The organism is Deinococcus misasensis DSM 22328, from assembly GCF_000745915.1.
Classification (GTDB): domain Bacteria; phylum Deinococcota; class Deinococci; order Deinococcales; family Deinococcaceae; genus Deinococcus_C; species Deinococcus_C misasensis.
The window spans coordinates 27,906-52,880 of record NZ_JQKG01000028.1 but is presented as its reverse complement, the minus strand read 5'-3'; the positions used below and the strand labels follow the sequence as shown (position 1 = coordinate 52,880).

The 24,975-nt window shown below is 55.8% G+C and carries 25 protein-coding genes and 1 pseudogene; 11 read left to right on the top strand and 15 right to left on the bottom strand.

The annotated features are described in order from the left end of the window. From Q371_RS27585 to Q371_RS16025, 8 genes and pseudogenes are all read left to right on the top strand, one after another. Window positions 1-432, top strand: a pseudogene (locus tag Q371_RS27585) (IS4 family transposase); the annotation flags it as partial. A gap of 213 nt (window positions 433-645) precedes the next feature. Next, window positions 646-1,176: a DUF2087 domain-containing protein gene (locus Q371_RS25880; protein ID WP_051964593.1), complete on the top strand. Its 531-nt coding sequence runs from the start codon at window positions 646-648 to the stop codon at window positions 1,174-1,176. Continuing rightward, window positions 1,163-1,516, top strand: coding sequence for a GIY-YIG nuclease family protein (locus tag Q371_RS16050; protein ID WP_034342052.1), 354 nt, complete (start codon window positions 1,163-1,165; stop codon window positions 1,514-1,516). The genes Q371_RS25880 and Q371_RS16050 overlap by 14 nt, the downstream gene beginning before the upstream one ends. 136 nt (window positions 1,517-1,652) lie before the next feature. Then, window positions 1,653-2,153 carry a hypothetical protein gene (locus Q371_RS16045; RefSeq protein ID WP_157442757.1) on the top strand — a complete coding sequence of 167 codons (501 nt, stop codon included), beginning with the start codon at window positions 1,653-1,655 and terminating at the stop codon, window positions 2,151-2,153. Between the two features lie 9 nt (window positions 2,154-2,162). Continuing rightward, window positions 2,163-2,609: a DUF421 domain-containing protein gene (locus Q371_RS16040; RefSeq protein WP_034342050.1), complete on the top strand. Its 447-nt coding sequence runs from the start codon at window positions 2,163-2,165 to the stop codon at window positions 2,607-2,609. Between the two features lie 22 nt (window positions 2,610-2,631). Next, entirely contained in the window at window positions 2,632-3,474 is an 843-nt protein-coding gene (locus tag Q371_RS16035; RefSeq protein ID WP_034342049.1) for a VOC family protein, read from the top strand. After that, window positions 3,471-3,950 carry a DUF2243 domain-containing protein gene (locus Q371_RS16030; protein WP_034342048.1) on the top strand — a complete coding sequence of 160 codons (480 nt, stop codon included), beginning with the start codon at window positions 3,471-3,473 and terminating at the stop codon, window positions 3,948-3,950. Before Q371_RS16035 ends, Q371_RS16030 begins: the two co-directional genes overlap by 4 nt. 293 nt (window positions 3,951-4,243) lie before the next feature. Continuing rightward, a complete protein-coding gene (locus tag Q371_RS16025; RefSeq protein ID WP_051964591.1) occupies window positions 4,244-5,479 on the top strand; it encodes an ROK family transcriptional regulator in 1,236 nt (411 codons plus the stop codon). 70 nt (window positions 5,480-5,549) lie between these two features. On the opposite strand, the gene Q371_RS16020 is transcribed toward Q371_RS16025, so the two are convergent. Further along, on the bottom strand, window positions 5,550-6,329 hold the full coding sequence (locus Q371_RS16020; protein WP_051964588.1) for a DeoR/GlpR family DNA-binding transcription regulator: 780 nt from the start codon (window positions 6,327-6,329) through the stop codon (window positions 5,550-5,552). Window positions 6,330-6,583: 254 nt separating this feature from the next. Between Q371_RS16020 and Q371_RS16015 the strand changes: the two genes are divergently transcribed. Then, a complete protein-coding gene (locus Q371_RS16015) occupies window positions 6,584-6,901 on the top strand; it encodes a hypothetical protein (protein ID WP_157442756.1) in 318 nt (105 codons plus the stop codon). A gap of 80 nt (window positions 6,902-6,981) precedes the next feature. On the opposite strand, the gene Q371_RS27580 is transcribed toward Q371_RS16015, so the two are convergent. Continuing rightward, window positions 6,982-7,287 (bottom strand): ribbon-helix-helix protein, CopG family, encoded by a 306-nt coding sequence (locus tag Q371_RS27580; protein ID WP_034342046.1) that lies wholly within the window; start codon window positions 7,285-7,287, stop codon window positions 6,982-6,984. Window positions 7,288-7,520: 233 nt separating this feature from the next. Between Q371_RS27580 and Q371_RS16005 the strand changes: the two genes are divergently transcribed. Both Q371_RS16005 and Q371_RS16000 read left to right on the top strand, forming a co-directional pair. Continuing rightward, window positions 7,521-7,790, top strand: coding sequence for a hypothetical protein (locus Q371_RS16005; protein WP_157442754.1), 270 nt, complete (start codon window positions 7,521-7,523; stop codon window positions 7,788-7,790). A 358-nt stretch (window positions 7,791-8,148) separates the two neighbouring features. Beyond that, window positions 8,149-8,457 carry a hypothetical protein gene (locus Q371_RS16000; RefSeq protein ID WP_034342044.1) on the top strand — a complete coding sequence of 103 codons (309 nt, stop codon included), beginning with the start codon at window positions 8,149-8,151 and terminating at the stop codon, window positions 8,455-8,457. Between the two features lie 302 nt (window positions 8,458-8,759). Here Q371_RS16000 and Q371_RS15995 read toward each other — a convergent pair whose 3' ends face one another. The 13 genes from Q371_RS15995 to pgeF form a co-directional block, all read right to left on the bottom strand. Continuing rightward, on the bottom strand, window positions 8,760-9,299 hold the full coding sequence (locus Q371_RS15995) for a YciE/YciF ferroxidase family protein (RefSeq protein ID WP_245618363.1): 540 nt from the start codon (window positions 9,297-9,299) through the stop codon (window positions 8,760-8,762). A 235-nt stretch (window positions 9,300-9,534) separates the two neighbouring features. After that, window positions 9,535-10,176, bottom strand: coding sequence for a metallophosphoesterase family protein (locus Q371_RS15990; RefSeq protein ID WP_034342043.1), 642 nt, complete (start codon window positions 10,174-10,176; stop codon window positions 9,535-9,537). 63 nt (window positions 10,177-10,239) lie between these two features. Continuing rightward, window positions 10,240-11,136 carry an MBL fold metallo-hydrolase gene (locus Q371_RS15985; RefSeq protein ID WP_034342042.1) on the bottom strand — a complete coding sequence of 299 codons (897 nt, stop codon included), beginning with the start codon at window positions 11,134-11,136 and terminating at the stop codon, window positions 10,240-10,242. Beyond that, a complete protein-coding gene (locus tag Q371_RS25875; protein WP_051964586.1) occupies window positions 11,129-11,848 on the bottom strand; it encodes a metallophosphoesterase in 720 nt (239 codons plus the stop codon). The genes Q371_RS15985 and Q371_RS25875 overlap by 8 nt, the downstream gene beginning before the upstream one ends. 251 nt (window positions 11,849-12,099) lie before the next feature. Continuing rightward, window positions 12,100-13,308, bottom strand: a complete 1,209-nt coding sequence (locus Q371_RS15975) for a M16 family metallopeptidase (RefSeq protein ID WP_034342041.1) — start codon at window positions 13,306-13,308, stop codon at window positions 12,100-12,102. Further along, complete coding sequence (locus Q371_RS15970; RefSeq protein WP_084571473.1) at window positions 13,298-14,524, bottom strand: M16 family metallopeptidase; 1,227 nt, start codon at window positions 14,522-14,524, stop codon at window positions 13,298-13,300. The genes Q371_RS15975 and Q371_RS15970 overlap by 11 nt, the downstream gene beginning before the upstream one ends. Window positions 14,525-14,597: 73 nt before the next feature. Continuing rightward, the gene (locus Q371_RS15965) at window positions 14,598-15,467 is read right to left on the bottom strand and encodes a LysR substrate-binding domain-containing protein (RefSeq protein ID WP_034342040.1); all 870 of its coding nucleotides are present in this window, start codon (window positions 15,465-15,467) and stop codon (window positions 14,598-14,600) included. A 158-nt stretch (window positions 15,468-15,625) separates the two neighbouring features. Continuing rightward, window positions 15,626-18,802, bottom strand: coding sequence for a diguanylate cyclase (locus Q371_RS15960; protein WP_034342039.1), 3,177 nt, complete (start codon window positions 18,800-18,802; stop codon window positions 15,626-15,628). A gap of 159 nt (window positions 18,803-18,961) precedes the next feature. Further along, window positions 18,962-19,333: an ArsR/SmtB family transcription factor gene (locus Q371_RS15955; RefSeq protein WP_157442752.1), complete on the bottom strand. Its 372-nt coding sequence runs from the start codon at window positions 19,331-19,333 to the stop codon at window positions 18,962-18,964. Between the two features lie 62 nt (window positions 19,334-19,395). Further along, window positions 19,396-20,664 (bottom strand): type IV pilus twitching motility protein PilT, encoded by a 1,269-nt coding sequence (locus tag Q371_RS15950; RefSeq protein ID WP_034342038.1) that lies wholly within the window; start codon window positions 20,662-20,664, stop codon window positions 19,396-19,398. A 294-nt stretch (window positions 20,665-20,958) separates the two neighbouring features. After that, window positions 20,959-23,631, bottom strand: coding sequence for an ATPase, T2SS/T4P/T4SS family (locus tag Q371_RS15945; RefSeq protein ID WP_034342037.1), 2,673 nt, complete (start codon window positions 23,629-23,631; stop codon window positions 20,959-20,961). Further along, window positions 23,628-24,137 (bottom strand): YqeG family HAD IIIA-type phosphatase, encoded by a 510-nt coding sequence (locus tag Q371_RS15940; RefSeq protein ID WP_245618362.1) that lies wholly within the window; start codon window positions 24,135-24,137, stop codon window positions 23,628-23,630. The genes Q371_RS15945 and Q371_RS15940 overlap by 4 nt, the downstream gene beginning before the upstream one ends. Further along, window positions 24,134-24,838, bottom strand: coding sequence for a peptidoglycan editing factor PgeF (gene pgeF / locus Q371_RS15935; protein WP_034342035.1), 705 nt, complete (start codon window positions 24,836-24,838; stop codon window positions 24,134-24,136). The genes Q371_RS15940 and pgeF overlap by 4 nt, the downstream gene beginning before the upstream one ends. Window positions 24,839-24,975: the final 137 nt, after the last annotated feature.

Here is a 24,975-nt window from a genome sequence, read left to right as displayed (position 1 = left end):
GAAGTCTCAGAAGTGGTGCATGAAGTGTGCATCAAAGGTCTTCCGGTGTGGGTTCAGGCCACCGTGAGTCTGGAGGGTGACAAGGTGATTGTGATTTCCAACGTTCCAGATGGCCTTTTGCTTGAACGTTATTTGAAAAGGTTCCGGATTGAATGTCTTTTCAAGAACCTCAAGTCTCTGGGTTTTCGGCTGGAGAACACCCACATGACGGATGCTCGGCACCTGGAACGTTTGGTGTGCCTACTGGCAGTGGTGTTCGTGTGGGCGGTGAAACTGGGCGAAAGGGTTCAGATTCCAAAAAAGAAGCATGGCCGGTTGGCCCGGAGTGTCTTCCGGGTGGGGATTTCTCTGCTGCTGGAGTTATTCAGGAAGCCATTTCTGGCTTTACAAGAAGGCCTTCAACTGTTATTTCCCAAACTTGTCGGGTACTGAGGTCTTTGGGTCTGGCTGTTTTCCAAGCAAAAGCCTCAAGGTGAGCTTTTTGCTGAAAGCTGAGGGCTGATCGCTGAACGCTTTTTAAAGCGACCTGCCAAAAGTCAGACTTGAGGCTGACCCTGCGGCTTTCAGAGGCATAAGCACTCTGGCGAATGGCAAAATCTTGTGATGGAGATAGAATCATTTTGATAAGTATCGAAAGGAATGAACATGCTCCAGAGCATCCACATCAAAAGTTTCCTGCTGTTGCAGCAACCGCAACGCCACCTGATCTTGCAAGCCTTGCAAGACGGTCCCCAAACCCTGCCTGAACTGGCTTCCCTGATGCACAACGAGCAGCAAGCCCTGCAACATCTGGACCGTTTGATGGGTGGAGGCGTGGTTCATCACACCGAGAACCAGTACGTGCTGCGTCCACAGGTGCTGGCAGACCTGCAAAAAGCTGCCCAACACCCATGGTTTGAAGAAAGTCCAGCCTTTTTCAAACTGCTGGACAGCACCTTCACCGAACAGGGCACCCTCAAAGCCCTGCCCGCCCAGAGCCAGAAGAAAAACCTGCTGTTGCAGCACCTTGCCCGCCTGTTTGACCCCCAAACCAAATACACCGAAAAAGCAGTCAATGAGACCCTGCTCGGGTTTGTGCGGGACGTGTTCATGGTCCGCAGAAGCCTGATTGACAGTGGTTTTCTGGAACGCACCCCGAGCGGAAGCCAGTACTGGAGACCCCATGACGCAAACTAGAAAATACAAAGGTTTCACCCCCACCATGGGCATCTGGATGGTCAAAAACCTCAAAAATGGCAAAGTCTGGCTTGGGGGCAGTGAGCATGTGCAGGCCAAACTGAACGGTTTCCAGTTTCAGCTCAAAATGGGCAGTTGCATGAACCGCACCCTGCAGCAGGAGTACAACCAGGACGGGCCAGAGCACTTTGTTTTCGAGGTGCTGGATGAACTGAAACCTGATCCCTCCAAACCCGAGGGTTTCGATTACCGTCAGGACCTTAAAGACCTGGAAGAGCTCTGGTTGGAAAAACTGCAGCCTTACGATCCCAACGGTTACCATCGACCCAAAAAAGCCTGAAGACAAACTGACCAAACGCCCAAGAAAAAATGATTCCTGAAAAGGCTTTTCGCTCACAGGTTCATCAGCTCTGCTTCCTACGCTGGATGCAGAGTTGTTTTTTGCATCTGATGATTCAAACCCCGGAGGTCCCAGCGTGGCCGAAATGAGAATGAAAAGGCATGGCGATCTGGACATTGACCACAACCCCAGACACAGTGAAACACAGTGGAAAGTGCAGCACATCGGATGGATCCTGATGATGTTGGTTCTGCTGGCAGGTTTGCTGGGTTTGCTTGGGCCGGGTCCCCTCAGCCACCGAACGTTGGAAAGGGAAAGTCTGGTTGTTCGGTATGACCATTTTTTGCATGTGGATACCCCCACCACCCTTGAGGCGAAAATGCAGCAGGATGCAGACAGTCCCACATTGCTGCTGGACCAGAGTTACCTGCAAGACTTCAAAATCGAGGACATCCACCCGGCCCCTGATCAGGTGTCGATTCAGGAAGGCAAATACCATGTCACGTTTCACCGCCTCACCCGTGGGGCCGTGATCCAGATGCATGTGATTCCCCAGCATTCTGGAGCCATTCAGGGAACCCTGCAACTCGAAGGCCAGAGCGACACCATTCCCATCAAACACTGGATTTACCCTTAAGGAGGGTTCATGGAACCGATTGTGCATGGTGCCATCCTGTATTTTTCATTGATGTTGATTTTCCGTGTCGCCGGAAAACGCAGTCTGGCCCAGACCACCACCTTTGATTTTGTGCTGCTGCTCATCATCAGTGAAACGGTGGACAACTATTTCATGAAGGAAGATTACTCGTTTGTGGGCGTGATTCTGCTGATCATGACCCTGATTGGCCTTGATGTGCTGCTTTCGATGGTCAAACAGAAATCCCCCCTGATCGAACGCTGGATGGACGATGTGCCCGTGATCCTGATTGATGACGGCAAAGTGCTGGAAGAACGCCTGAAAAAATCCCGCATCGACCTCTCAGACATCATGGAGAGTGCCCGCGCCACACAGGGTCTGGAGCGCATCGACCAGATCAAATACGCCATTCTGGAACGCTCTGGTTCCATCTCGGTGATTCCCAGAGAACCCTGACCCCATTCAAAAAGGAGCACCTGTGACCTCACCCATCCGTGATTTGCTGGCCCTGACCCTCGAAGTGAACCACCTGCAGAGCGCCTGTGATTTTTACCAGAAAGTGGTCGGTTTGACCTTGTTGCACCATGACCAGAGCCGCGGAACCTGCACCCTCGGATTCGGTTCTGGGCAAAAACTGCACCTCTGGATGCCCATCACCAGACAGCACAACCAGCCCAGACTGGCTGAACTGCGGGCCAGAGGAGGCACCCACGTCCACTGGGCCATGCAAATTCCCAGAGGCAGCCTGCAAAAAGCCAGAGAGCACCTCGGGAAATGCCATGTGGCATGGCAGGAGGTCAATCTGGCAGGCAAAGACCAGCCTGAAGACCTCGGGATTTACTTCTGGGACCCAGCGGGGCATGGTCTGGAACTCCGTGAAGTGGACTTGCAAGACGAGCGTTTCCCATTGCTGTCTCCCGGTCCAGTCAGAGACCACGGCATGCCTGTGATCGGCCTGCGTGAGGTGGCCCTCGCCTTCGAAGACTTTGAAGCCATGAAACAACGCCTTCCAGAGGTTTATGGGTTTGCTTTCCTGAAAGAGATGGAAGAACGCAATTTCGCCCAGTTCACCCTCGGGCCAGAACCTGAGCAAGACGGAATGTTCACTTGCAGAAGGTGGCTTTACTGCTGGGACCCTCAGGTGGGCATCGCAGACATGCTGGGCGGAGAACACGCCACCGTGCAATTCTGGGCCGATGTGGATGCAGTGGAGGCTCGGGTGAAAAAAGCTGGACTGCCCCACTTCAGGGATGAACAGGGTCTGGTGGTCCGTGATCCAGAAGGTCACGTTTTCGAGTTTGTGGAAGAGGTCCAGCCATGACCACGCAGACACCTTCTGTTTCCAGAGATGCCAGACTTTGGAGGGCTGGAGGGATCTGGTTGGGCATTGGACTGGGTGGTTTCTTCGATGGCATTGTGCTGCACCAGATTTTGCAGTGGCACCACCTGCTCAGCGAGCATTACCACCCCGACACCCTCCAGAACCTGCAAATCAACACCCTTGCAGACGGCTTTTTTCATGCCTTCACATGGATTGCCACGGTGATGGGTTTGTTTCGGGTCTGGAGCGGGACCCGAGGCCAGCACCCTGCATGGTCCACTCGGGTTTTCCTTGGGACTTTGCTGTTGGGATGGGGCGGATTCAATCTGGCAGAGGGCTTGATCAACCACCAGATTCTGGGCATCCACCATGTCCGTCCCGGTCCTGACTGGTTGGCCTACGACATTGGGTTTTTGGTTTGGGGCCTGTTGATGGTGGTGTGGGGGTGGCTCTGGATGCGGAGGGAGAACGTGTAGGGCGCAGCACGCTGCGTCCCTACAATACAAAACCCTTGGTCACTGGGCGAGGCATGCCTCGCCCCTACAAAGACAAAGCCCTTGGCTCCCAAACCAGAGCCTTAAGAAATCCGCGTGGCTCCGCTCTCCACTTTGTTCCCTCAGAGCAAAAACCGTATATGATAAGGAGAACGGGAGCTTTAGGGGTTGGGTGCATGGTCTGCCAGAACAGGCAGAAAATGCGGCCCAGGTCGTTTGTTTTTAGAACAAACAATGCTAAGCTAAAGAAACCTACCCCTACAGGAGTGAGTACCATGCGGTCAGAAACCCTAGACCTGAATGCCATTCGGATGCAGCACACCCTGATTCTGCTGCGCAAACTCTGGTACGAGGACATCTCCCGGGCAGAACTTTCTCGCCGGATCGGGTTGTCCAGAAGTGCCATCTCCAGCATCGTGTCTGAACTGCTCGATGTGAATCTGGTGCTCGAACTCGGCCTCGGGGCCTCACTGGGAGGCCGCAAACCCACCATCCTCAGGCTCAACGACCACGCTGCATACGTGCTGGCCGTGGACATCGGCAAACGCCACCTTGGGGTGGCCTTGCTGGACCTGCGCTGCAACCTCATCGAAGAAACCACCTGCACACACCATCGCGAATACACCCCTGAAGACACCTACGATGAACTCGAACAGGTCTTGCAGGGCTTTCGCAAAAAACACCCCGAGAAAGCAGACCGCATCGCCATGATCGGGGTCAGCATTGCCGGACCGGTCAACTACAAAACCGGACAGGTGATCCAGCCCCCCAACCTGCCGTCATGGAACAACGAACACGTGGCAGCCGCCATTTCCAAACGCTTTGGTATTCCCACCTTTGTGGACAACGATGCCAACCTTGGGGCTCTGGCAGAACTGCATTTCAGTGGCATCAGTGACCAGCACCTGATTTACCTGAAGTGCGCCACTGGCATTGGGGCAGGCATCCTCATTGATGGCAAGATTTACCGTGGGGTCTCGGGTGGGGCCGGAGAAATCGGGCACACCAGCATCAATGAAAACGGCCCTGTGGGTCCCAGCGGTTACCCCGGCAGTCTGGAGAGCTATGTCTCAGGGGCCATGCTCCTGAAGCGCATGCAGGAACTGCTGCCAGAGCACCCCGATTCGGTCCTGACCACGGAGAGCACCCTCCGCGAACTGGCCCTTGCTGCCAGAGCTGGAGATGGGCTGGCCACCCACATCATCACGCAGGCCGGGCAGCACCTCGGGATTGCCATTGCCAATGTGGTGAACCTGTTCAGTCCCAGCGAAGTGATTCTGGGCGGAGACCTCTCTCTGGCCGAAGAAGTGCTGATGGTGCCCCTCAAAAACATGCTGGAACAGCGCACCATGCTGATCAACCGTGAGCAGACCAACGTGCGCCTGACCCGCTTCAACACGCTCACCTCCCTGTACGGTGCAGGTGTGCTGGCCCTCTATGAACTGTTCTCTCCCACCGGCATGAAACACCTGTACGAGGTGGCCCGTCAGCCCATGTTGAGTCGGGTTTAGCCTCTAAAATCCACATCCAACAAAGAACTTCCCCTTTTTCAAGGGGAAGTTTTGATTCAAGCTGTTGTGTTCAGACCAGAGCCGGAGCCACCATCACCTTGAGGCCCGCCTGTTCGAGGGCCTGACGGTGGTGCTCGGCCACCCCATCGTCGGTGATGAGGCCTGTGACCTGACGGACGGTGGCAAAACGGGTCAGGGTGTGTTTGCCCACCTTGCTGTGGTCGGCGAGCACGTAGCAGCGTTCTGCGGCCTGACAGACCACCCGTGCGGCGATGGCCTCGGGTTCGTCGCGCATGGAGAAACCAAACTCGGGGGTGATGCCGGTGCACCCGAGGAACGCCAGATCAAGGCGGTGCTCCTGCAGGGTCTGGCGCACGTTGTCTCCAACCAGTTCGTAGGAGTACATGTTCAGTTGCCCTCCGGCCACAATCACTTTGGTGTGTCCGTGGCTGTACAGTTCCATGGCCACGTTCAGGGCGTTGGTGACCACGGTGATTTTCTTGCCCCTGAGCCAGCGGGCCAGTTCGGTGCAACTGGAACCGCCCGAGAGCCCGATCACCATGCCGGGCTGCACCAGACTGGCGGCCACGGCTGCAATGGCGCGTTTCTCTGGAGCATGTTTTTTGGAAGAGTCCAGAAAAGAAGGCAGGTATTTGACGGGGGTTGCGACGCACACACCGCCCCAGGTGCGCTCCACCAGACCCCGCGATTCGAGGGTCGCAATGTCCCGGCGCATGGTGGCAATCGACACCTGCACCAGCTGGCTGAGGTCTTCCAGACGGCATTCTCCCTTGCGCGTCACCACATCCAGAATCAGAGCATGCCGTTGTTGGGTGCTGAGTTTGCTCACGAGAACTCCTTACAGGTGGGATTGGGATGGAGCAGCCCGAGGTTCGCTCTGAAGCCTGTGCGGGCAGAAGTGCAACTGCAGATGTACTTCCATCATAAGCGAAAAGCATGGATTCGGTCAGTCTTGTTTGCAAGGGTTGGCTTTGTGAATGGTGGCAGATGGTGAGAAGCAAAACCATCTTTGAAGGCTTCTGTGAAGATTCTTGCGGTGATTTTCCCTCTGGGACATACAATCTTGGGACACAGGAGGTCAACATGAACACACAGGAACAACAACTCATTCAGGCCAAACAACAATTTCAAAACAGCATTCAGGACCGTTTCCAGAGCACCGACCTGCAAATCAACCCGGAAACCCCAGATTCCGAAGGTTTTGTGATGGGCAATGCAGATGGCAGCAAACGGGTGCGTGCCGTGTTCCGCTGCGAACAGGATCAGGTGTGCGTGGACCTGTTCCGCCCTCTGGGGGTGGGCTGGGACAACGAGCCTTTTGAAAAGGGCCTGACCGATTTTGACCGGGCCAGTTTCTCGGTGCATGAAGAACTGCAGCGCAACGAACAAAAAATCCAGTGAACCCACAAAAAAACACCCACAAAAAAAGAGCCTGCCAGAGCAGGCTTTTTTGATGTCATCTTTTGAATGCCCACAAGGGGTTATTGCTGATCGTCCTGTTTCTGGTTGGCCTCATGCATCATGTTGTGGGCCTGTTCTCGGGTGGTGGCCCCGAGGATTTGCGCGGTCTGCTTGAGTTCTGCAGGATAGTCTTCGGTGATGGGGAGGCGTCCGTTTTTGATGCGGTCCCGCAGTTCATCGATGGCCAGTTCACGGACCATGGCGGAAACACTCAGGCCTTGCCGTTCGGCGGTGTGGGTGATGAGTTCGAGTTCCACTTTCTCCAGTTGCACGGTGATGTCCATGGGTTGCTGGAGTTCTTTGTTTTCTCGGGATGGGTTGTTCATGGGATGCTCCTTCATTTGCTGGTTTTGCACCAGAGGATCAATTGCTGAAAATCCTGCTTCCCATGAATTATTGAAGCCTGACCATTTGCAAACCATCAAAAGACGTACAATTGCTGATTTTGTTTCAAAGAAACGCCTCACCTGAAGTTGAATTGAAGTTTTCTTCAAAGCTGTCTGAAGGTCTCTCCTCAAAATCATTTTGTTGCGTCAGGTTGAACAGCGAAAATCAATCCATGAAACTGCTGGTGATTTTCATGGTGTCTTTTCTGCTGGGTGTGGCGGTCCGGGCAGTCTGGATCATGGCTTTTCCCTTGCATGTCACAGCCCAGATGGTGGGTCCCCAGAGTGGCAGCCTTTCAGAACTGACGCTCAAAACCCTGATGTCCATGGTGTGGTCGGGTTTGCTGATTGGCATTTTGTGCAGTGGGGTGGCCGCACTGGTGATGCTGGTGCAAACGGTTTTGCACCGCAAAAACACCATCAAAACCATGCGTGACACCTGATTTCTCCAATTGATTCTGGCAGGGAATCCAGCAAAAACCCCCGAGAGATTCTCGAAAACTCGGGGGAAGCCTTGATCAGCTTGATTTCACCTTAGCAGAGCGTTCTGCCTGCTTTTGGTGTGAATGGTTGAGGTTCAATGGTAACAATTGTTAATGTTTGCTAAATCCTGTTCTGGACGCATCAAATCCAGGTTCAGAATCTTAATGAAGCCCCCTTCTGCCAGAGACTTCATTTTCACCGGGAAAGTCTCAGGGGAAGCTCAGGGGTGCTGTCTACAGTGAAAACATCCTTCTTGCTTCAGGCGTGGTCATGCCCCATCATGGGAGTCTGAGGCCGGAATTCTGGAGGGATGTGTCCATGGAACAGAACCGCAACATGCAGACGGACCGTCCGGGGGAACCCCCCAGAGATTATGTGCTGGTGGTGACCCAATCCGGCGACATCGAGACCCTGAGGGTCAGTGACATTTCCAAAGTTGTGGCTGGACCCAGTGCAGACCTGAGCCATGTGTATGTCAGGAAGCCCGAGAGCCAGTTGCTGCGCCTGACCGTGGTCAGAGAACCTGCCCGTGCTTTTCAAAAGCGCTGTGACAACCTGCTGGCCGCTCTGGAGGCTTGCAACTGCGACCTGATCAACAAGTTCTTTGCCCCTCCCAGAGTGGGATAAGCAGTCACCTCAGGTTTCAAAAGCAACAGCATCAAAGCATTGGACAGAAGCACCAGAGTATGTCTCATTTGACGGATCAACGCTGTAAACACAAAAATTCCCCACAAAAATCCCGAGGTGTGCACCCTGAATGACACCTCGGGACTGGGGGAAAAGCTGATTTCAGTTTAGCTGTCCCAGATGAGATGGCTCTGCTGTTCTGATGCTGTTCGTTTTAGGGTTTCCCCATGAAGGTGTCAGAAAAAGGGCAAGAAACAGCAAAAAGCCTGCCCTTTCAGGCAGGCCTTGATTAAAGGCGGGGATCAGCTTTCTGCAGCCCTCTGGTTGATGTTGTGCTCGGCAGCGCTGGTCAGCAACTGGTCGGCCTGTTTCTCCTCTTCGAGGGTGGCCTCCAGAGCAGTGATGGCCTGCTGGTGACCCAGAACCTGAGCCCAGGTGCGCAGGGTGCCGTAAGTGGCGATCTCGTAGTGCTCCACTTTCTGGGCTGCACCGATCAAGGCTGCGTCCAGCACCTCGGGGTCCTGACCTTGCTTTTGCATGATTTCCTCGGCCTCTTTGATCAGGCCACGCATGGCAGGACAGGTTTTGGCTTCGGCGGGTTGCCCGATGGCCTGAAAGACCTGCTCAAGGCGTTGTCTCTGGCGTTCGGTCACCTGAAGGTGCTGCTGAAAAATCTGCTTGAGTTTCTGGGAACTTGCGGCTTGCTGCATTTTGGGAAGGGCGGTCAGCAGTTGGGTTTCCGCATCGTATACATCTTGCAGTTGTTCCAGAAAGGCTTTGTCAAAACCCTGAGAATTCGAGTGCAGTCCCATGCCAGCGTTGGTGTTTCCATTGTTGTTCATGTGGGTTCCTCCTGTAAAGAAACCTGTAAAGAAAATGGATTTCAGAATCAACATTCAAGAATGTCTTCAAGAATGTTTTCTCAATGGATCCTGAAAACCCATTGAGTGAAAAGACACATGCTTTTCACTGCCAGAACCATGTTAATCCTGACCGATTTCTGATTTGACGAAATTTCCTACAAAGTGGGTTGTTTTTCTTGATGTGGAATTGAACCAGAGGGAATGAAAATCACATCTATGAAGAAACAGCCTCATTTTGATCTTCATGAAGTTCCACAATCCGATATCCATAAGCATTGATCACCTGTGTGGGACCATCCTGATACTGGATCTTCTTTCCCTCATATTCGTGAATGTGGCCGTGGACCATCATTTTGGGTTGCTGCTGGTGCATGAAACGGGTCAAATCTGGGCACCCCCGGTGGGCAAAATCTGTGCCTGCATGCTCACCCAGAGGAGGGGCATGGGTCAGGAAGACATCCACTTTCTTGCGCCGCATTTTGAGTTGCACACCCAGACGCCACATGCCCAACTTGCACTGCCAGGGGGTGTAATGACCGTGATCGCTTTCGCGGTACTTGGGAACCCCTCCCCAGCCTGCAATGGTCAGGCCTGCCACTTCAACGATGCGCCCGTGAATGTTCTCCACGCCACCCGGTTCCACCAGTTCATTGTCCATGTTGCGTGTGAACTCGTCCTGGTGGTTTCCCGGCACGTACAGCACAGGAACCGGCATGGTCGAGGCCAGAAACTCCAGATAGTAGGCGGGCAAATCTCCGGCAGCCAGCACCAGATCCACCTCTGGAAGCCCCTGAGGAAAACCCTCACGGTAAACATACGGATGGACGTGGTCCGCCAGCAACAACAAACGCTTCATGTGTCGGCAGTCATTATACGGGGTGCAAGCAAATCGGGGTGGTGATGGGTTGAACAATGGGGTTTACAGCCTCATCCACTCCCAGCGGTTCCCGGTGACCTGTTGCCCCACCTGCCCGAGTTCCAGCAGTTCGGTGAGGTGTGCACTGACCACACTGCGGTTCAGCACCACCGAAGCAGGATTGTGCATGTGCAGGTTCAGGAGGTTGCAGGTGCGGGTCAGGACTTCATCGATGGTGGCCGGGGTGTCCAGAGCTTGCAGCACGGCATCGGTGGTGGTTTGCAGGCTTTGCAGATTGGTTTCGCAGAGGTGTTTCAGGTCATGACAGGGGTTGCCGTGTCCGGGCAAAGTCACCTCGATGCCTTCCAGAGCTTGCAATTTGCGCACGCTGTCTTTCTGGGCTCTGGAATCCACGCAGTAGGTCAGGGGGTGTTTTTGCAGGACCTCCTCACCAAACAGGGCGTCGCTGGCAAAGAGCACGTTTCCCATGCGCACCGCATACATTTCGCAGGCGTGTCCTGGCACCGAAATCAATTCCAGAGGAATCCCGGCAATCTGGGTGAGCCCGGTTTGCGGAATGGCCGCAGCCAGACTGGGTTTGCCCATCAAGAACTTGCCTTGCAGCTCTTTGATGGGTCTGGCCCCAAACAGGTACAGCGGTTCCAGCACAGGGAACTGGATGATGGCCGCCTCCATCGGAGGGGCAAACACCTCGATTTCAGGGTGGCGTTGCAGGATCAGGGCATTGCCACCGTAATGGTCTGCATGCGAATGGGTGTTCAGAATCGCTGCTGGGGTGAGGTTCCAGCTCTGGAGGGCTTTCAGCAGCTTTTTGGCGTGATCGCTGTCCAGACCGGTGTCGATGATCAGGCATTTCCCATACACATCTTCAAGGATGCCGATGTTGACACCACCGGGAAAGAAGTGGATTCCGGGCTCCAGAGTGATCAGGTCAGGCATGGGTGTCCTCCAGCAGGGCTCTGGCGGTCAAGCGGTCCAGAGTGGTGTCTCCATGGTAGGCGTAAAGGGTTCGGGATGGCAGTTCCAGCACCACAAAACGGTTGCTGTGGTAACCCCCCAGATCCAGAAAATAGTGGGTGTCGTCCAGCAGGACCGGGCGGTCAAAAGGGGTGTGGCCGTGTGCACTGAACAGCACCCCCTCTGGAAGGGGTTGCATTTCATGCACGGTGGGACGGTCCCAGATGTGGTGGTCGCCCATCACGGTGTGTTTGTCTTCAGGGGTGATCGCCAGTTTGGGAGGTGCGGCATGGGAAATCAGGGTGTGGTGGTGAACCACGTAAGGTTTGGCGTTTTCGCGGATCCAGAGCAGGTCGTCTTCCAGCTCGGTGTCCCGAAAATCCCGTTCGTGCTGCAAGCCATAACTGCGCAGGGTGGCCAGACCACCGTTGGCGATCCACACGTAAAACACCTCGGTGATGCCGTCCAGAACCCCACGGATGGCGAGGTCCTCGTGGTTGCCCATGCACAATTCAGCCCGGCGGAAATCCACCAGAGCCCGCACTTTTTGCACCACACTGGCGGACTCACGGCCCCGATCAAACAGGTCGCCGATGAACACGTAGTGGTGCTCGGGAAAAGTCTCGACCACCCACTTCAGGTGATGCAGGTTGCCATGAAGGTCAGGAACGACCAGAATCTTGTCTGTGTGCATGAGGACCCCTGATCGGATGGTTTGGTTTCAATCATACGCCCCGATGGGTGGGGATTCCAGTGTGAAGTTAGGCAAAAAGCCAAGAGCCGAGGGCAAGTGCAATCAACAAACTTTCAACAGTCTGTCTTGAGCAAAAAGGTCACCCAGAGGGCTTTTATATTCTTGAACAGCAAAATAAAAAGGCAAAGCCCCTCAAAGCTTTACCTTTCAAGGGGTCGGATTTCTTACTGATCGCTGAACGCTGATCGCTTTTACGGTCCCTGCAAGGTCAGGCTGAACCTCTCGAACATGCCCTGATCCAGCAAAGCCTGTACCTCGGGGAGCGTGACGTTCAGGATCGCCTGTACGGCCTCTTCGGTGCTCAGGTAACGTTCGGTGTACAGGAATTCCAGCCCGAGGTGAAAGAGGCGGTTGTAGGGCGTCTCAAAGCGCAGGGCAGACTGCAAGGCCAATTTGTTGCGTGCTCGGGCCAGTTCGGTTTCGGTGATGCCCTGAGACCGGGCCTCTTGCAGCACCTGATGGAACACCTCCAGAGCCTTTTTGGCTTTTCTGGGAGAGGCAGACAGAAAGCCTTCCAGATAACCGATGCCGTCTCCGTCCACGTGGCTCAGGGAGGCTTCGTCTGCCAGTCCGGGGTGCACCAGAGCCCAGTGCAGCCTGCTGTTGTCTCCGCCGAGCACCTCGACCAGCACATTCATGGCGATGCGGTTGGGATTTGTGGCTGCAAGGCCGGGGGCCATCAGGGCCATGCTGGTGCGGTTCAGTTGCTTTTCCTTCAGGCGTTTCTCTGAGAAGACCGGCTGAAAATCCGGGTGGGCACGTTCCACCTGACTCGGGGTCCATTCAGCGGTTTCCTGTGCCAACTGAGACACCACCTGATTCCAATCAAAAGCCCCTGTGACCGCAAAAATCAGGTTGTTGGGGGCGTAAAAGGCATGGAAGTGCTGCTGCATGGCCTCCACTTGCAGGTTGCCCACACTTTCCAGACTGCCCAGCACATTGCGACCCAGAGGATGGCTGCCCCAGAACTGCTCTCTGGCAGCATCAAAAAGCCGGGAGATGGGATCGTCCTGATACATCTGGATTTCTTCCAGAATGACGTTTTTCTCCATCTCGAAGTCCTCTTTGCGAAAGGCGGGTTTGAGGAGTTCGGTCAGCAGGTGTTGCAGGTCCGGGGCGTGCTCTTTCAGCACCGCAGCGTGGTACACCGTCACTTCTTCGCTGGTGAAGGCGTTGTAGTTGGCCCCCAGAGCATCAAACTGGTGGTTGATCTGCTGGGCACTCAGGGTTTCCGAGCCTTTGAACAGCATGTGTTCCAGAAAGTGCGAAACACCGTTCAGTTCGAGGGGTTCATCTCTGGAACCTGCACGGGCCAGAAAGCCCATGGCGACACTCAGGGCCTCTGGGTTGTGTTCGCCAATGATTTTCAGGCCGTTCGGCAGGGTGGTCTCAAGAAACATGCAAAGCCTCCTGTCCGAGGGTGAACAGCCCGAGCAGTTCAGGCTGCCAGACCTGCAGGGCTTCATGCACCTGCTGCAAAGTGACGTTTTCCACGCAGGCCTGAATCTCCTGCAAAGACCGCACATGCCCGAGTCGCCAGAGGTCACGGGCCATCTGGGCAGCTCTGGAGCGGGAGTTCTCTCCACTCATGATCAGGTCGCTCAGGACCCCCACACGCGCGTGGTGCAACTCGGCTTCAGACACCCCTGCCTTGAGGCCCGCAATCACCTGCAAGGTCACATCGAGGGTTTCTTGTGCTCTGGATGGGGTGCTGGAAGCGTAGGTTTGCAGGTATGCCACATCCCGCACCACCTGAATTCCAGCGTGCACCCCGTAAACCAGACCGCGTTTTTCGCGCACCTCGTCAAACAAACGGCTGGAAGACCCGCCCGAGAGCACATTCACCGCCAGCATGAAGGCGTACCACTCGGGATCGGTGGGCGTGAAGGCTGGATGGGCCAGCAGCAGGTGGGTTTGCTGGCTGGGATGGCTCTGGTGCACCTGAAAAGGGCTCTGGAAGCAGGTTTGGGGGAACGCTGGAGCAGGCACGTTCCAGCTTCCGAAGACCTCCTCTGCCATGCCCTTGAGGCTGGACCAGTCCAGAGGTCCCACCACCGTCAAAACCGCCCCTTGCAAAGACAGCTTTTGGGTTTGCTGAACCGCATCCCGGTGCCGGATGGCTTTCAATCCAGAGGGGGTGCCGCTCGGGTAATGGCCGTAACGGTTGCCCAGCAGGTGCTCGCGGAACAGCACCTGCGCCTGATCGCCCGGCGAATCGGCAACGGTTTCGAGATCGGCGTGGGCCAAGTCTTTGAGGCTTTTCAGTTCGGTCTGGTGCAGGTGCGGCTCTTTCAGAACCGTGCCCAGCAGGTGCAGAACGCTGCTCAGGTGCTCGGGAAGGCAGGAGGTCTTGAAAGGCATGTGCTCGCTGCTGACCCCTCCGGTGCCCCTTCCAGTGGACAGGTCATCCAGCGTGTTCAGCAAGGCCTGCGCCGAAAAGGTTCCGGCCCCACGAAAAATCCACTCGGCCACCAGAGCGCTCAGGCCCTCTTTGCCCTCGGGATCGAGTGCACTGCCAAAAGGCAGGTGAAGTTCCAGACTGACCCCGAGGGTGGAGCGTTCTTCGAGGGCCAGCCTGAAGCCATTGTCAAAAAGGTGCGTATGAATCACAGTCACTGATTGAGTAGTTTACAACTCTGGCGGGGTGGGGAAGGGGAGGGGGGTTACATGGCAGCGGGACTGCCCCAAATCAACCTGTGCCTTTAAGCCAATCGCGGATCTGTTCTCCCGAGGTGTCCCCCTGTCGCCATGCCAGAGCCAGTTCCATTTCAGCAAAGCCTTCCAGAGGCCGAAACACCAGACCCGGAGGCAGGGTCTCTGCCATGAAAGAGGAGGTCAGCCACAGTCCAGTCCCCTGCTCCACCATCACTTCGGCGGTTTCGGATTGGGCAGGTTGATAGACCACCTCTGGCTCAACCCCGAGGTTGTGGAATTGGTCCATCACGTTGCTTTTTTCATGGCCAGACAGCAAAAGCAGGCGTGCGGTGCGCAGGTCTGCTGGTGCAACGTGCTCCTGTGCAGCCAGAGCATGGCTTTCTTTCAGAACCAGCCCCCAATGTCCAGTTTGCAGAACTTCACAGGCCAGTGTTTCGTTTTGCAGCTCCATCAAACGGCCCACAGCCACATCGATGTGCCGGTTCAGCAAAGCCTGTTGCAACGCTGACTCTGGCAGGTTCAGGCGGGTCAGGTTCAGACCCCCCTCGCTGATCAGGCGTCCAAACGTGGCAATGATCAGGGGTTCCAGCTCTGGCGCAAAATACCCCAGACGGACCTGCTCCTGCATGGCTTCCCCGAGGTCTTGCACCTGCTTGAGAAGCTGCAAGGTGTCCCTGAGCAGTTCATTGGCTCCCCGCAGGAGCATTTCGCCCGCAGGGGTAAGCTCCATCTGGTGTGGATGGCGAATGAGCAAGGTCACCCCGAGCATGTCTTCCAGACTGCGCACCTGTTCGCTGAGGTCCCATGCACTCAAAGCCACCTTCTGGGCCGCTCTGGAAAAGTGCAGTTCTTCTGCAACAGCGATGAAGTAGCGCAGGTGTTGCAGCTTCAGTCGGTCAAGCATGGGTTCATGCTAAAGGCTTGTCGGGTCGGGTTTTGTGGGAAATGGGAAGTTTACAGCAGCCGTCCGTTGTCAGCCATCAGCAAAGACCAAAGGGGTTGAGATCCTGCAAAGCAAAAGGGACCAGATTGCTCTGGCCCCTTTCAGTGTGTTGGCTGGTGTTAAGAAATGACCACTTTGTTTTTGCCGGTGCTCTTGGCGTCGCGCATGGCTTCCATGGAGAGGCGCAGGAGGTTCTCGGGTTCATCGGTCTGGGCGGTGCAGGAGATGCCTGCACTGACCGTCACCACCAGATTGGCGGAGATGGTGCCCCAATCGAAGGCTTCCACGGCATTGCGAACTTTTTCGCAGGTCTGGTAGGCGGCAAGGTCCACGGTGTTGAGCATCACGGCCACCAGTTCTTCGCTGCCGTAACGGGCAAGGATGGCGGCTGGACCGATTTCCTGCTTGAGGATTTCGGTGAAGGCCTTGATCACTTCATCGCCAATCTCGTAAGAGAAGCTTTCGTTGATGGTGCGCAGGTTGTCGATGTCGAAAGCCGCAAGGCTCAGGTAGGTGTTGGTGCGCTGGGATTTCTCGATCAGAAAAGGCAGTTGCTGGTCGATGTAGCGGCGGTTGTAGAGGCCGGTCATGGCATCTCGGGTGTTGGCATCGATCTGACCGCGCACATCGGTGATTTCCTGACGGGAGCGGGCTTCCAGTTCCTTGGCCCGGGTTTCCAGAGCTTTGTATTTGTCTTGCAGGGCTTCCAACTGGGCTTGACTGGAGTCTTGCAGCCTTGCATATCCCCACTGTGCCCAGCCCGAGATCGGCAGTTTGCTGCTGGCATCGGACCACTCCAGAGACACCATTTCGTTGGAGAAGTTCTTGATGGTGAGTTCGCTGCGCTCTACATTGCGTGGGCCGGGAAGGTCCATGCGTGGAGGGTTGCCCATCGCCATGGAGGCAGGCATGCCGGTGATGCGCTCCAGTTCGCGGTTCCAGTAAGCGATGTTGCCGTCGTTGTCGATGGCCACCACACCCAGAGGCAGGCTTTGCAGCATCAGTTTGATGCGGTATTCGGCATCTTGCAACTGACGCTGGGCTTTCTCCAGTTGGTCTTCCACAGAAGCCGGACCAGCGCTGGCTGCCGGAGTTGCCGGGGTTTGAGGTTCAGCAGGTGTGCTGGCTGCAGTACCCTCATCGAAAGAAGCCGACTGGGAGAGTTCCAGTTGCTGTTTGGCACGGTTGCTGTCACCCATCAGCTCGAAGACCATGCTCAGTTGCAGGTGGGCCTGCGAGGTGCAGTCTTCGTGCTTGTGGTCTCTGGCGAGGTACAGGGCACGCTGGGTGTATTCCAGAGCCACATCCCCACGTTTTTTGTTGATGTGCACCCGTCCAAGGCCCATGAATGCGCTGTAGGCCGCTTCCCACACCTGAGGGTTGGCCTGACTGTTGTAATTCAGACGCAAACTTTCGCTGTAGTAACGGGTGGAGGAATCGTAGTGTTGCAGGTCTGCCAGTGCAGAACCCAGAATGCTCAGGGCTTCGGCGGTGTAGGCGTCCAGACCGTTGTCGCGCAGGGTGCGAATCAGGTGTTCGCTGTAACGCATGGGGTTGGGAACCGCATCTGCATACGCAGATTGCAGGGCATCCAGAGCTTTGGTTTGCCCTTGCAGCAGGTTCTCCAGACGGCGGTCAAAGCGGGGGGTGGCTTTGGTTTTGGGTACGGCCCCTGCATCTTGCTGGACCCGGTCTGCCTCAGAGAGGTGGTAAGCGGCACGTTTTTCATCGCCCATCTTCTGGAAGATTTCGTGCAGCAACTGGTGGGTCTGGGAGGTGCGGTTGGTGTCCTTGTTGTCGCGGGCCAGAAACAGGCCCCTCTGGGCGTACTCAAGGGCCACATCGGTGCGGTTCTGCTGGAGGTTGAGGTGCCCGAGGGCCATGAAGGTCTGGTGGGCAACGGGCCAGTCTTTGGGGTTTGCGCCGGAGGTGTAGTTCAGGCGCAAACTTTCGCTGTAGTAGCGGGGAGACAGGTCTTCGCGGCCAGACTCTCCGACCACCATCCCGAGGGTCAGGAAGTAACGTGCACCCTGCTCTTGAAGCCCGTGGTCCTGCATGACTTTCAGGGCATGCTCAATGTACACCAGAGGAGACTGGAAGGCTTCTCCGAACTGGGAGGCCAGAGCGCGGTTGGCGTTCTCGTGGCGCAGCACATCGGCGAGGCGGTCATCGTAAGGCACACTCGGGGCAGCGTCGTCCTCTCTCTGCATGGGCAGGGAGGCCTGCTGGGTGTACATCATGGACTCTGCAAGGTGGAAGGTGGCCCGTTCTTCGTTGCCAAGGCTCTCGAAGATGTCGGAAAGCTGGTAGTGTGCCAGAGACTTGTACTGCATCACGCCGTTCTGGTCGGCGAGCATCAGGGCTTTCTGGGTGAATTCCAGAGCAGCTTCGGTCTGTTTGAGTTCCAAGCACACCCGGCCCAGTTCTCGGAAAGCTTCGAAGGCCAGTTGCCAGTTCTGGGGTTCGCCCTTCTGGTAGTTGCGCCCGAGGCTCTCACGGAAGTAGCGCTGTGCAACTTGAGGTTGACCTGCATCCACCATCACAAAGCCCAGAGCGTTCAGCCATGCCACGGCGTGAGCGCTTTGCTGGTGCTCCTCCATGGCCTGCAAACTGCGTTTCACATAAGCAGGAGGATCAGAAAGGGCCTCACCAAAATTCTCTTTGATGCGGGCCACCAGCTGTGGATGGTCGCTTTCACTGAACACATCTTCCAGCATGGGGTGGTAATCCAGATTGGCGTTGCTGGCTGGACTGGAGGTGCTGGCAGCAGGGGTGGCACTTTCTGCGGGACGACCAGAGGCTTCCAGATAGCGTTTGGCCCGGTCTGGATTGCCCATTTTGACAAACAACTGGTACAGCAGGTAATTGCTGTCTGACAGGCGTTGCTGGTCGTTGCGACCCTGTGCCAGTTGCAAAGCCCTCTGGGTGAAATCAAGGGCCACATCGGTGCGGTCTTTGCGCAGGTAGCTGACCCCGAGGTCGTGCAGGCTCTGGAAAGCCACCTCGTAGGAGGTGGGTTCAGGTCCAGTGAAATTGCGTTTCAGGCTTTCGGTGAAGTAGCGGATGGCGGCATCCAGATGGTTGTGGGCCATCATCACTTCCCCGAGTCGCTGGAACACACTGCCCCCCTGAGCGCTCAGTCCGTTCTGGTCCAGCACCTCTTGCACATGGCTGGCATAACCGGCGACATTGCTGGCAGCGTCCGCATAGCGGGACTTGAGGGCTTCAGCCGCATTGGTTTGGTTGTTGAGGAGTTCTCTCAGTCTGCCGTCAAACTCCGAGGGATACTGTTCCATGCGTGTCGTCTCTCCTGGGTGATCCTGATGGATGCTCAAGTGTCGGTGCAGGGCAGGTGGTTCAGGCTGCCCTGAATGACCCTGTGCTTTTGCCAGACCTCTTCAGGGTATTCTAGCAATTTTTTGTGCATAACACAGAAGATCTGACCTCTTGGGCGGTTACAACTCGCTTACTTTTGAGCGGTTTTTGCTCTGACTTTTGGTGGGGTTCTTGTTCTGGCTTTTGCTCTGGTTTTTGGCCACCTTGCGGTACTGCTTCCCGAAACGCTGCACGTCTTTGAAACCCTGCACGTTCAGGTGGTAGTAGGTCAATTTGCCCTGCTTGGCAGACCCAATCAAGCCCGCCTGAAAAAGCAGTTTCAGGTGGTGGCTGATGGTGGGTTGCGACAGGCCCAGCAAATCCTGCAAGTCGGCACTGCACACCCCCAGAGGACTGCGAATGCGTTCAGGCTCTGGGGCGGCCAAAAACATCACAATCTTCAGGCGGTAGGGGTCAGAAAGGGCTTTGAAAACTCCAACGACATGGTCCATGTGTTTGATGTTGTCCAGAAAGGCAAACAAACAGCCCGTGAGGTTTCACGGGCTGAAGAAATTCATTTGCGACCAAAGTTGCCGGGGGTGTTGGGATTGTTGGGATTGTTGGGGGTGGGGGAGGCAGGTGTGGTTGGGGTGGCAGTGCCTCGTCCAAAACCTTGTCCGGGTTGTGCGGCTGCGCCACCTGTGCCACGACCAAAACCGCTGGCTTGTTGTTGCTGGACCTGTTGTGCAGCCATGGAGGGAAGTTGAGGCAGGGTGACACTGTCGCTCTTGAACAGACGGTTGAATTCTTTGGCGTCCACAGAACGCTCCAGGCCCATCTCTTCGGTGATGACACCCTTTTTGGCCAGAGAAGCCAGACAGGCATCCATGGTGACCATTCCGGACTGCATGTTGGTTTGCATGATGCTGGTGATCTGGAAGCTTTTGCCTTCGCGGATCAAGGCACGAACCGCAGGGTTGGCAATCATGATTTCGTAAGCGATCACACGGCCATCTCCGCCTTTTTTGGGCATCAGTTGCTGGGTGACAATGCCCACAAGGTTGTTGGCCAGCTGCACCCGAATTTGCTCCTGTTGTTCCTCAGGGAACACGTCGACAATACGGTCAATGGACTCTGGAGCGGAGTTGGTGTGCAAGGTGCCCATCACCAGGTGCCCGGTTTCTGCGGCGGTCACGGCAGCTTTGATGGTTTCGTAGTCACGCATCTCACCCACCAGAATCACGTCAGGGGCTTGACGGAGCACGGCACGCAGGGCGTTGTTGAAGTCCCAGGTGTCTGCCCCAATCTCACGCTGGTTGACGATGCTGTTCTTGTGGGGGTGTGTGAACTCGATGGGATCTTCGATGGTCACAATGTGTTTCTTCTTGTTGACATTGATCCAGTCGATCATGGAGGCCAGAGTGGTGGATTTGCCCGATCCGGTGGGTCCAGTCACCAGCACCAGACCACGGGGGGCAGAAGCCAGATCCAGCAGGGTGTCTGGCATGCCGAGTTCAGAGAGGCTTTTCACTTCGGTGGGAATCAAACGGAGCACGCCGCCGACCACCCCTTGCTGCATGAACACGTTCACACGGAAACGGCCCAGGTTGCGCATGGCAAAAGAGAAGTCCATCTCGCGTTTTTCTTCAAAAATCTTTTGCTGTCGCTCGTTCATCATGCTGTACATGATGCGTCGGGCGTCCACAGGGGTCACATCTTCAAAGTCTGCACCGGTGTACTGACCGTGAATTTTGAACTGGGGTGGGATGCCCACGGTGATGATGATGTCCGAAGCTTTGCGTTCCACAGAGTAACGCAGGATTTCTGCCAAATCTAAAGCCATAGTTGTCCTCCCGGCGAATGCTGTTCCCATTGTAGCTTTTCGTACGTGCAGATTTCTTACATTAAGTGTGAAAGCCGAGGGCAAAGGGCTGAGGCCCGAGGGCAAGACGGTGTGGCTCTTGCTTAAAGCTCAGGTGAAAGGAGGGCATGCTTGTGCAAAAAAGGGGACCGGAAAGTGGTCCCCTTGGATGATACGCCTCTGCAAATGTATTGACGTTTTGATCTCGGGAATTTACGTTGCGCTCGGCTCTCGGCTTCAGGGCGAGGCACGCCTAGCCCCTACAAGGCTCTCGGCTTACTCGTTGGTGTTCCCCAGAATTTCTTCCAGGGTGGTCATGCCTTGCAGTGCTTTTTCCAGGCCGTCTGTGCGAAGGGTTTTGAGGCCCGATTGCGCAATGGCGATTTCTTTGATTTCGGTGGCGGCTTTGCCGGTGTTGATGCCTTTTTTGACGTGCTCATCGACCACCAGAAGTTCGTGGATGGCCATCCGGCCTTTGTACCCGGTCTGGTTGCACTTGGCGCAGCCTGTACCGCGGTAGAGGGTGGCGTTTCGGATGTCTTTTTCTTGCAGGCCCAGTTTGCGAAGCACTTCAGGATCGGCGCTGATGGCCACTTTGCAGTTCTGGCACACTTTGCGCACCAGACGCTGGGCCAGCACACCGATCAGAGCAGCCGAGATGTTGAAGCTCTCCACGCCCATCTCTTCCAGACGGGTGATGGCACCGGGGGAATCGTTGGTGTGCAAGGTGGCAATCACCAGGTGTCCGGTCAGTGCGGCTTCGGTGGCGATTTGCGCGGTTTCACCGTCACGGATCTCACCGACCATGATGATGTCCGGGTCCTGACGCAAGAACGAACGCAGCGCTTTTGCGAAAGTCATCCCGGCCTGCACATTCACCTGCGTCTGGTTGATGCCTGGGATTTCGTATTCCACGGGGTCTTCCACGGTGGTGGTGTTGCTGTCCGGTGTGGAAATGCGCTTCAGGATCGAGAAGGTGGTGAAGGACTTACCAGAGCCCGTTGGACCGGTGATCAGGAAAATCCCATAAGGTTTTTCGATGGTGTCGATGAACCTCTGGTAGTTGTGTTCGCTGAAGCCCAGTTGCTCCACCTCGGGGATGTTGGAGGCTTTCTGCAAGAGACGCATCACGATCTTCTCGCCATACACGGTGGGCAGGGTGGAAAGACGCAAATCGAGGTCGATGGCCCCTTTTCTGAAGCGCACACGTCCGTCCTGAGGCACACGGCGTTCTGCAATGTCCAGGTTCCCGAGGATCTTGATGCGGGCTGCAATGCTGTTGGCAGCACTCTTGGGCAACTCCTGGTATTCGCGGAGGGCACCGTCCACGCGGAAACGCACTTTCAGGGAAGTGGGGTTGGGTTCGATGTGAATGTCCGATGCTTCTTGCAAGGCCGCTTCACGGATGATGGTGTCCACCACCTTCACGATGGCGTTGTCGTCCAGAGAGTCCAGCACGCTGGATTCTTCTTTGCCGGTGTCTTTGCCACGCAAAGAGGCCAGTTCTTTGTTCAGGGCAGAGATGTCGGTGTTGCCGTGAATCCGCTCGATGGCCTTCAGGATGTCTTTTTCCTGTGCCACCACAGGCACAATGTCTTTGCCGGTCATCACGCGCAGGTCGTCAATGGCAAAAATGTGGCGGGGGTCTTTCATGGCCACCACCAGAGCATTGCCCTGCATGCGCAGAGGAATCACGGTGTAACGGCGTGCGGTGGCCTCAGAAACCATCTGTGCCACAGCCAGTTGGGCCTGCGTTTCATTGAGGTTCACGTAGTCGTAGCCCAGTTGCAAGGCCAGAGACCGTGCAATGGTTTCCTCGCTGATCTTGCCGGACTGCACCAGTGTGTCTTCCAGACGGGTGTTGGAGGATTTCTGGTTGGACAGTGCGGACTCTAGGTCTTCCACTTTCAGGTAGCCGAGGTCCACCAGAATTTCCCCGAGGGGCTTGTTGGATTTGGTGCGCCGCTGGATGCTGAGGCCTTCCAGCAGTTGCTCGCGGGTGATTTTGCCTTGCTGCAAGAGGGCTTCACCCAGAGCGCTTTTCTCTGGGTAGAAGCGTTCAATCAGTTCTTGCAGGGCCAGAGGCAGGATCAATGCCAGTTTGACCGGACGGCCCACAGCACCTTCAATTTCTGCACGGTTGCGGAAATCTGAACTGCCCACCAGCAACGCCCCAGAGTGCTCCTCAAGGGGCACGGCTTGGAGGCGAATGGCATCTGAACGCAACATGTGTCCGAGCACTTCATCGCTGGGTTCGTAGTCTTTGGGGTTGCGGATGAAGGGCACCCCAGCATGTTCGGACAGCACCTCGTACAACTGGTCTTCCGAAATGTATTTCATGCGGACCAGCACCCGCCCCAGGGGCTCACCCGAGTTTTGCTGTTCGGTGAGGGCTTCGGTGAGCTGGCTTTCCTTGATGAAACCCCGCCTGAGCATGATTTGACCCACCTTGGCCACTTCGGAATGTCCGATGTCGGTGACTTCAGGAATGGACAGGTTCAGCTCTGGGTAATGTTTGGCAATGGCCCATTGCAACTGGGAACGCAGGCCCTGATAGGGCTCCACAGAATAGTTGGTGTCGTCTTCTACGGTTTCCAGCGACATGTTGTGGAGGGGGTCCAGAAAGGCCACCTTCAGGATGCGCCGGTTGTGGTCTGCGGCAAAAGGAAAAGCATTTTGCTGTTGTGCGGTCTGGCCGGGCAACAACTGGTAAGCCGAAGGGTCCAGAGGTTCTTTCAGCAAGTCCACCAGTGGGATGCCGAGGTTCTCCTCGATCACTTTGGCAATGCGCCGTTCACTGACGATGTTGTGCTGGATCAAAATGTCACTCAGGCGTCCGCCCCCCATGGCGGTGTGCGCCTCAATGGCACGGTGCAGGTCCTCATCGCTGATCAGACCCTGTTCCAGCAGCATGGCTCCCAATCTACGGTCACTGATGGTCAAACTCATCTGGCATTCTCCTTCAGGAAGTGCAGAACCAGGCGTTCCAGTTTTCTGGTGACTTTGGTGTGCGGCAGGGCGTTGTCACTTAAAGGTGTCACCATCACTGTTCGCATGCCTGCCAGATTCCCACCCAGCACATCGGTAAACAACTGGTCTCCCACCATCGCCACCTCTTCCGGTGGAAGATCCAGGGCCCTGAGGGCCCGTCTGAAAAACTTGGGGAGTGGTTTTGCGGCCAGTCCCACGCCGGGAAACAAAAATTTCTTCACCCAGTAATCCACACGTTCATGCAAAGCGTTGCTGACCATGTAGAGCTTCACATCTGATGCATGCATGGCTTGCACCCACTCTTGGATTTCAGATGCGGTTTCGTTGCTCTTATAGGGTACCAAGGTGTTGTCCAAATCCAAAATCAGCCCCTTGATGCCCCAGTCGTTCAGGAACTCTGGAGAGAGCTCCGTGACATGGCGCACCATCAAAGTGGGCTTCAGAGGCTTAAAAATCCGTTTCACAGTCCGATCACCGCCCACATCCTTCCGGTGACACCTGCATCACGGCGGTAGGAGAAAAAATCTGTTTCCGTGGAGCAGCGTCCAGCCGTCCAGAGTTGATGTTCAGAGAGTCCGGCTTCCAGCAAGACAAAACGGTTGGCTTGCAACAAGTCCAGATGCTGACCTTCGGGAAAACAGCCCTCAGGGAAGCCAGCGTCGCGAAACTGCTTGGAGACCTCTGGGCCAACCCAATATTGTGCAGCGGAAATCCCCGGACCGATGGCCACCTGAATGTGTTGCCGGTCTGCCCCAAGCCGTTCCATGGCCTCCAGGGTGCGTGCTCCAATCCTGCCCACGGTGCCCTTCCAACCGGCATGTGCTGCGCCCACCACACCGTTCACGGGATCGTGAAACAACAGGGGATAGCAGTCTGCCGTGCCAATGGCAAGGGCCAGACCCGGTTCACAGCTCACCAGAGCATCCGCGGTCTGGATGCCTGCCTGTGCTTCCAGCACTTCACAGGAGTGGATCTGGTTCAGGCGGGCCACCTTCTCGGGGTCAAAACCCAGAGCTTGCAAAGCCAGGGTGCGGTTTTGTTGGACCAGAGCAGGATCGTCCTGTCGGTCATCGAAATTCAGGCTGTCAAAAGGAGCTCTGGAAACCCCTCCATGCCGGACGCTGAAGCCGTGTTTTGCTGAAATGAGCGGAGAGGTCAACCACATGGACAGACTGTATTCTATCCAAATTTCGGTTACAAAAAGTTTAAATTGTTCTTTTGATTTCTGATGTGCAGCCACTGCAACCCCCTCCGGGAATTGTGCATGTGCAACTGACATTTCATCCTCAAGAGAGGCCGTGA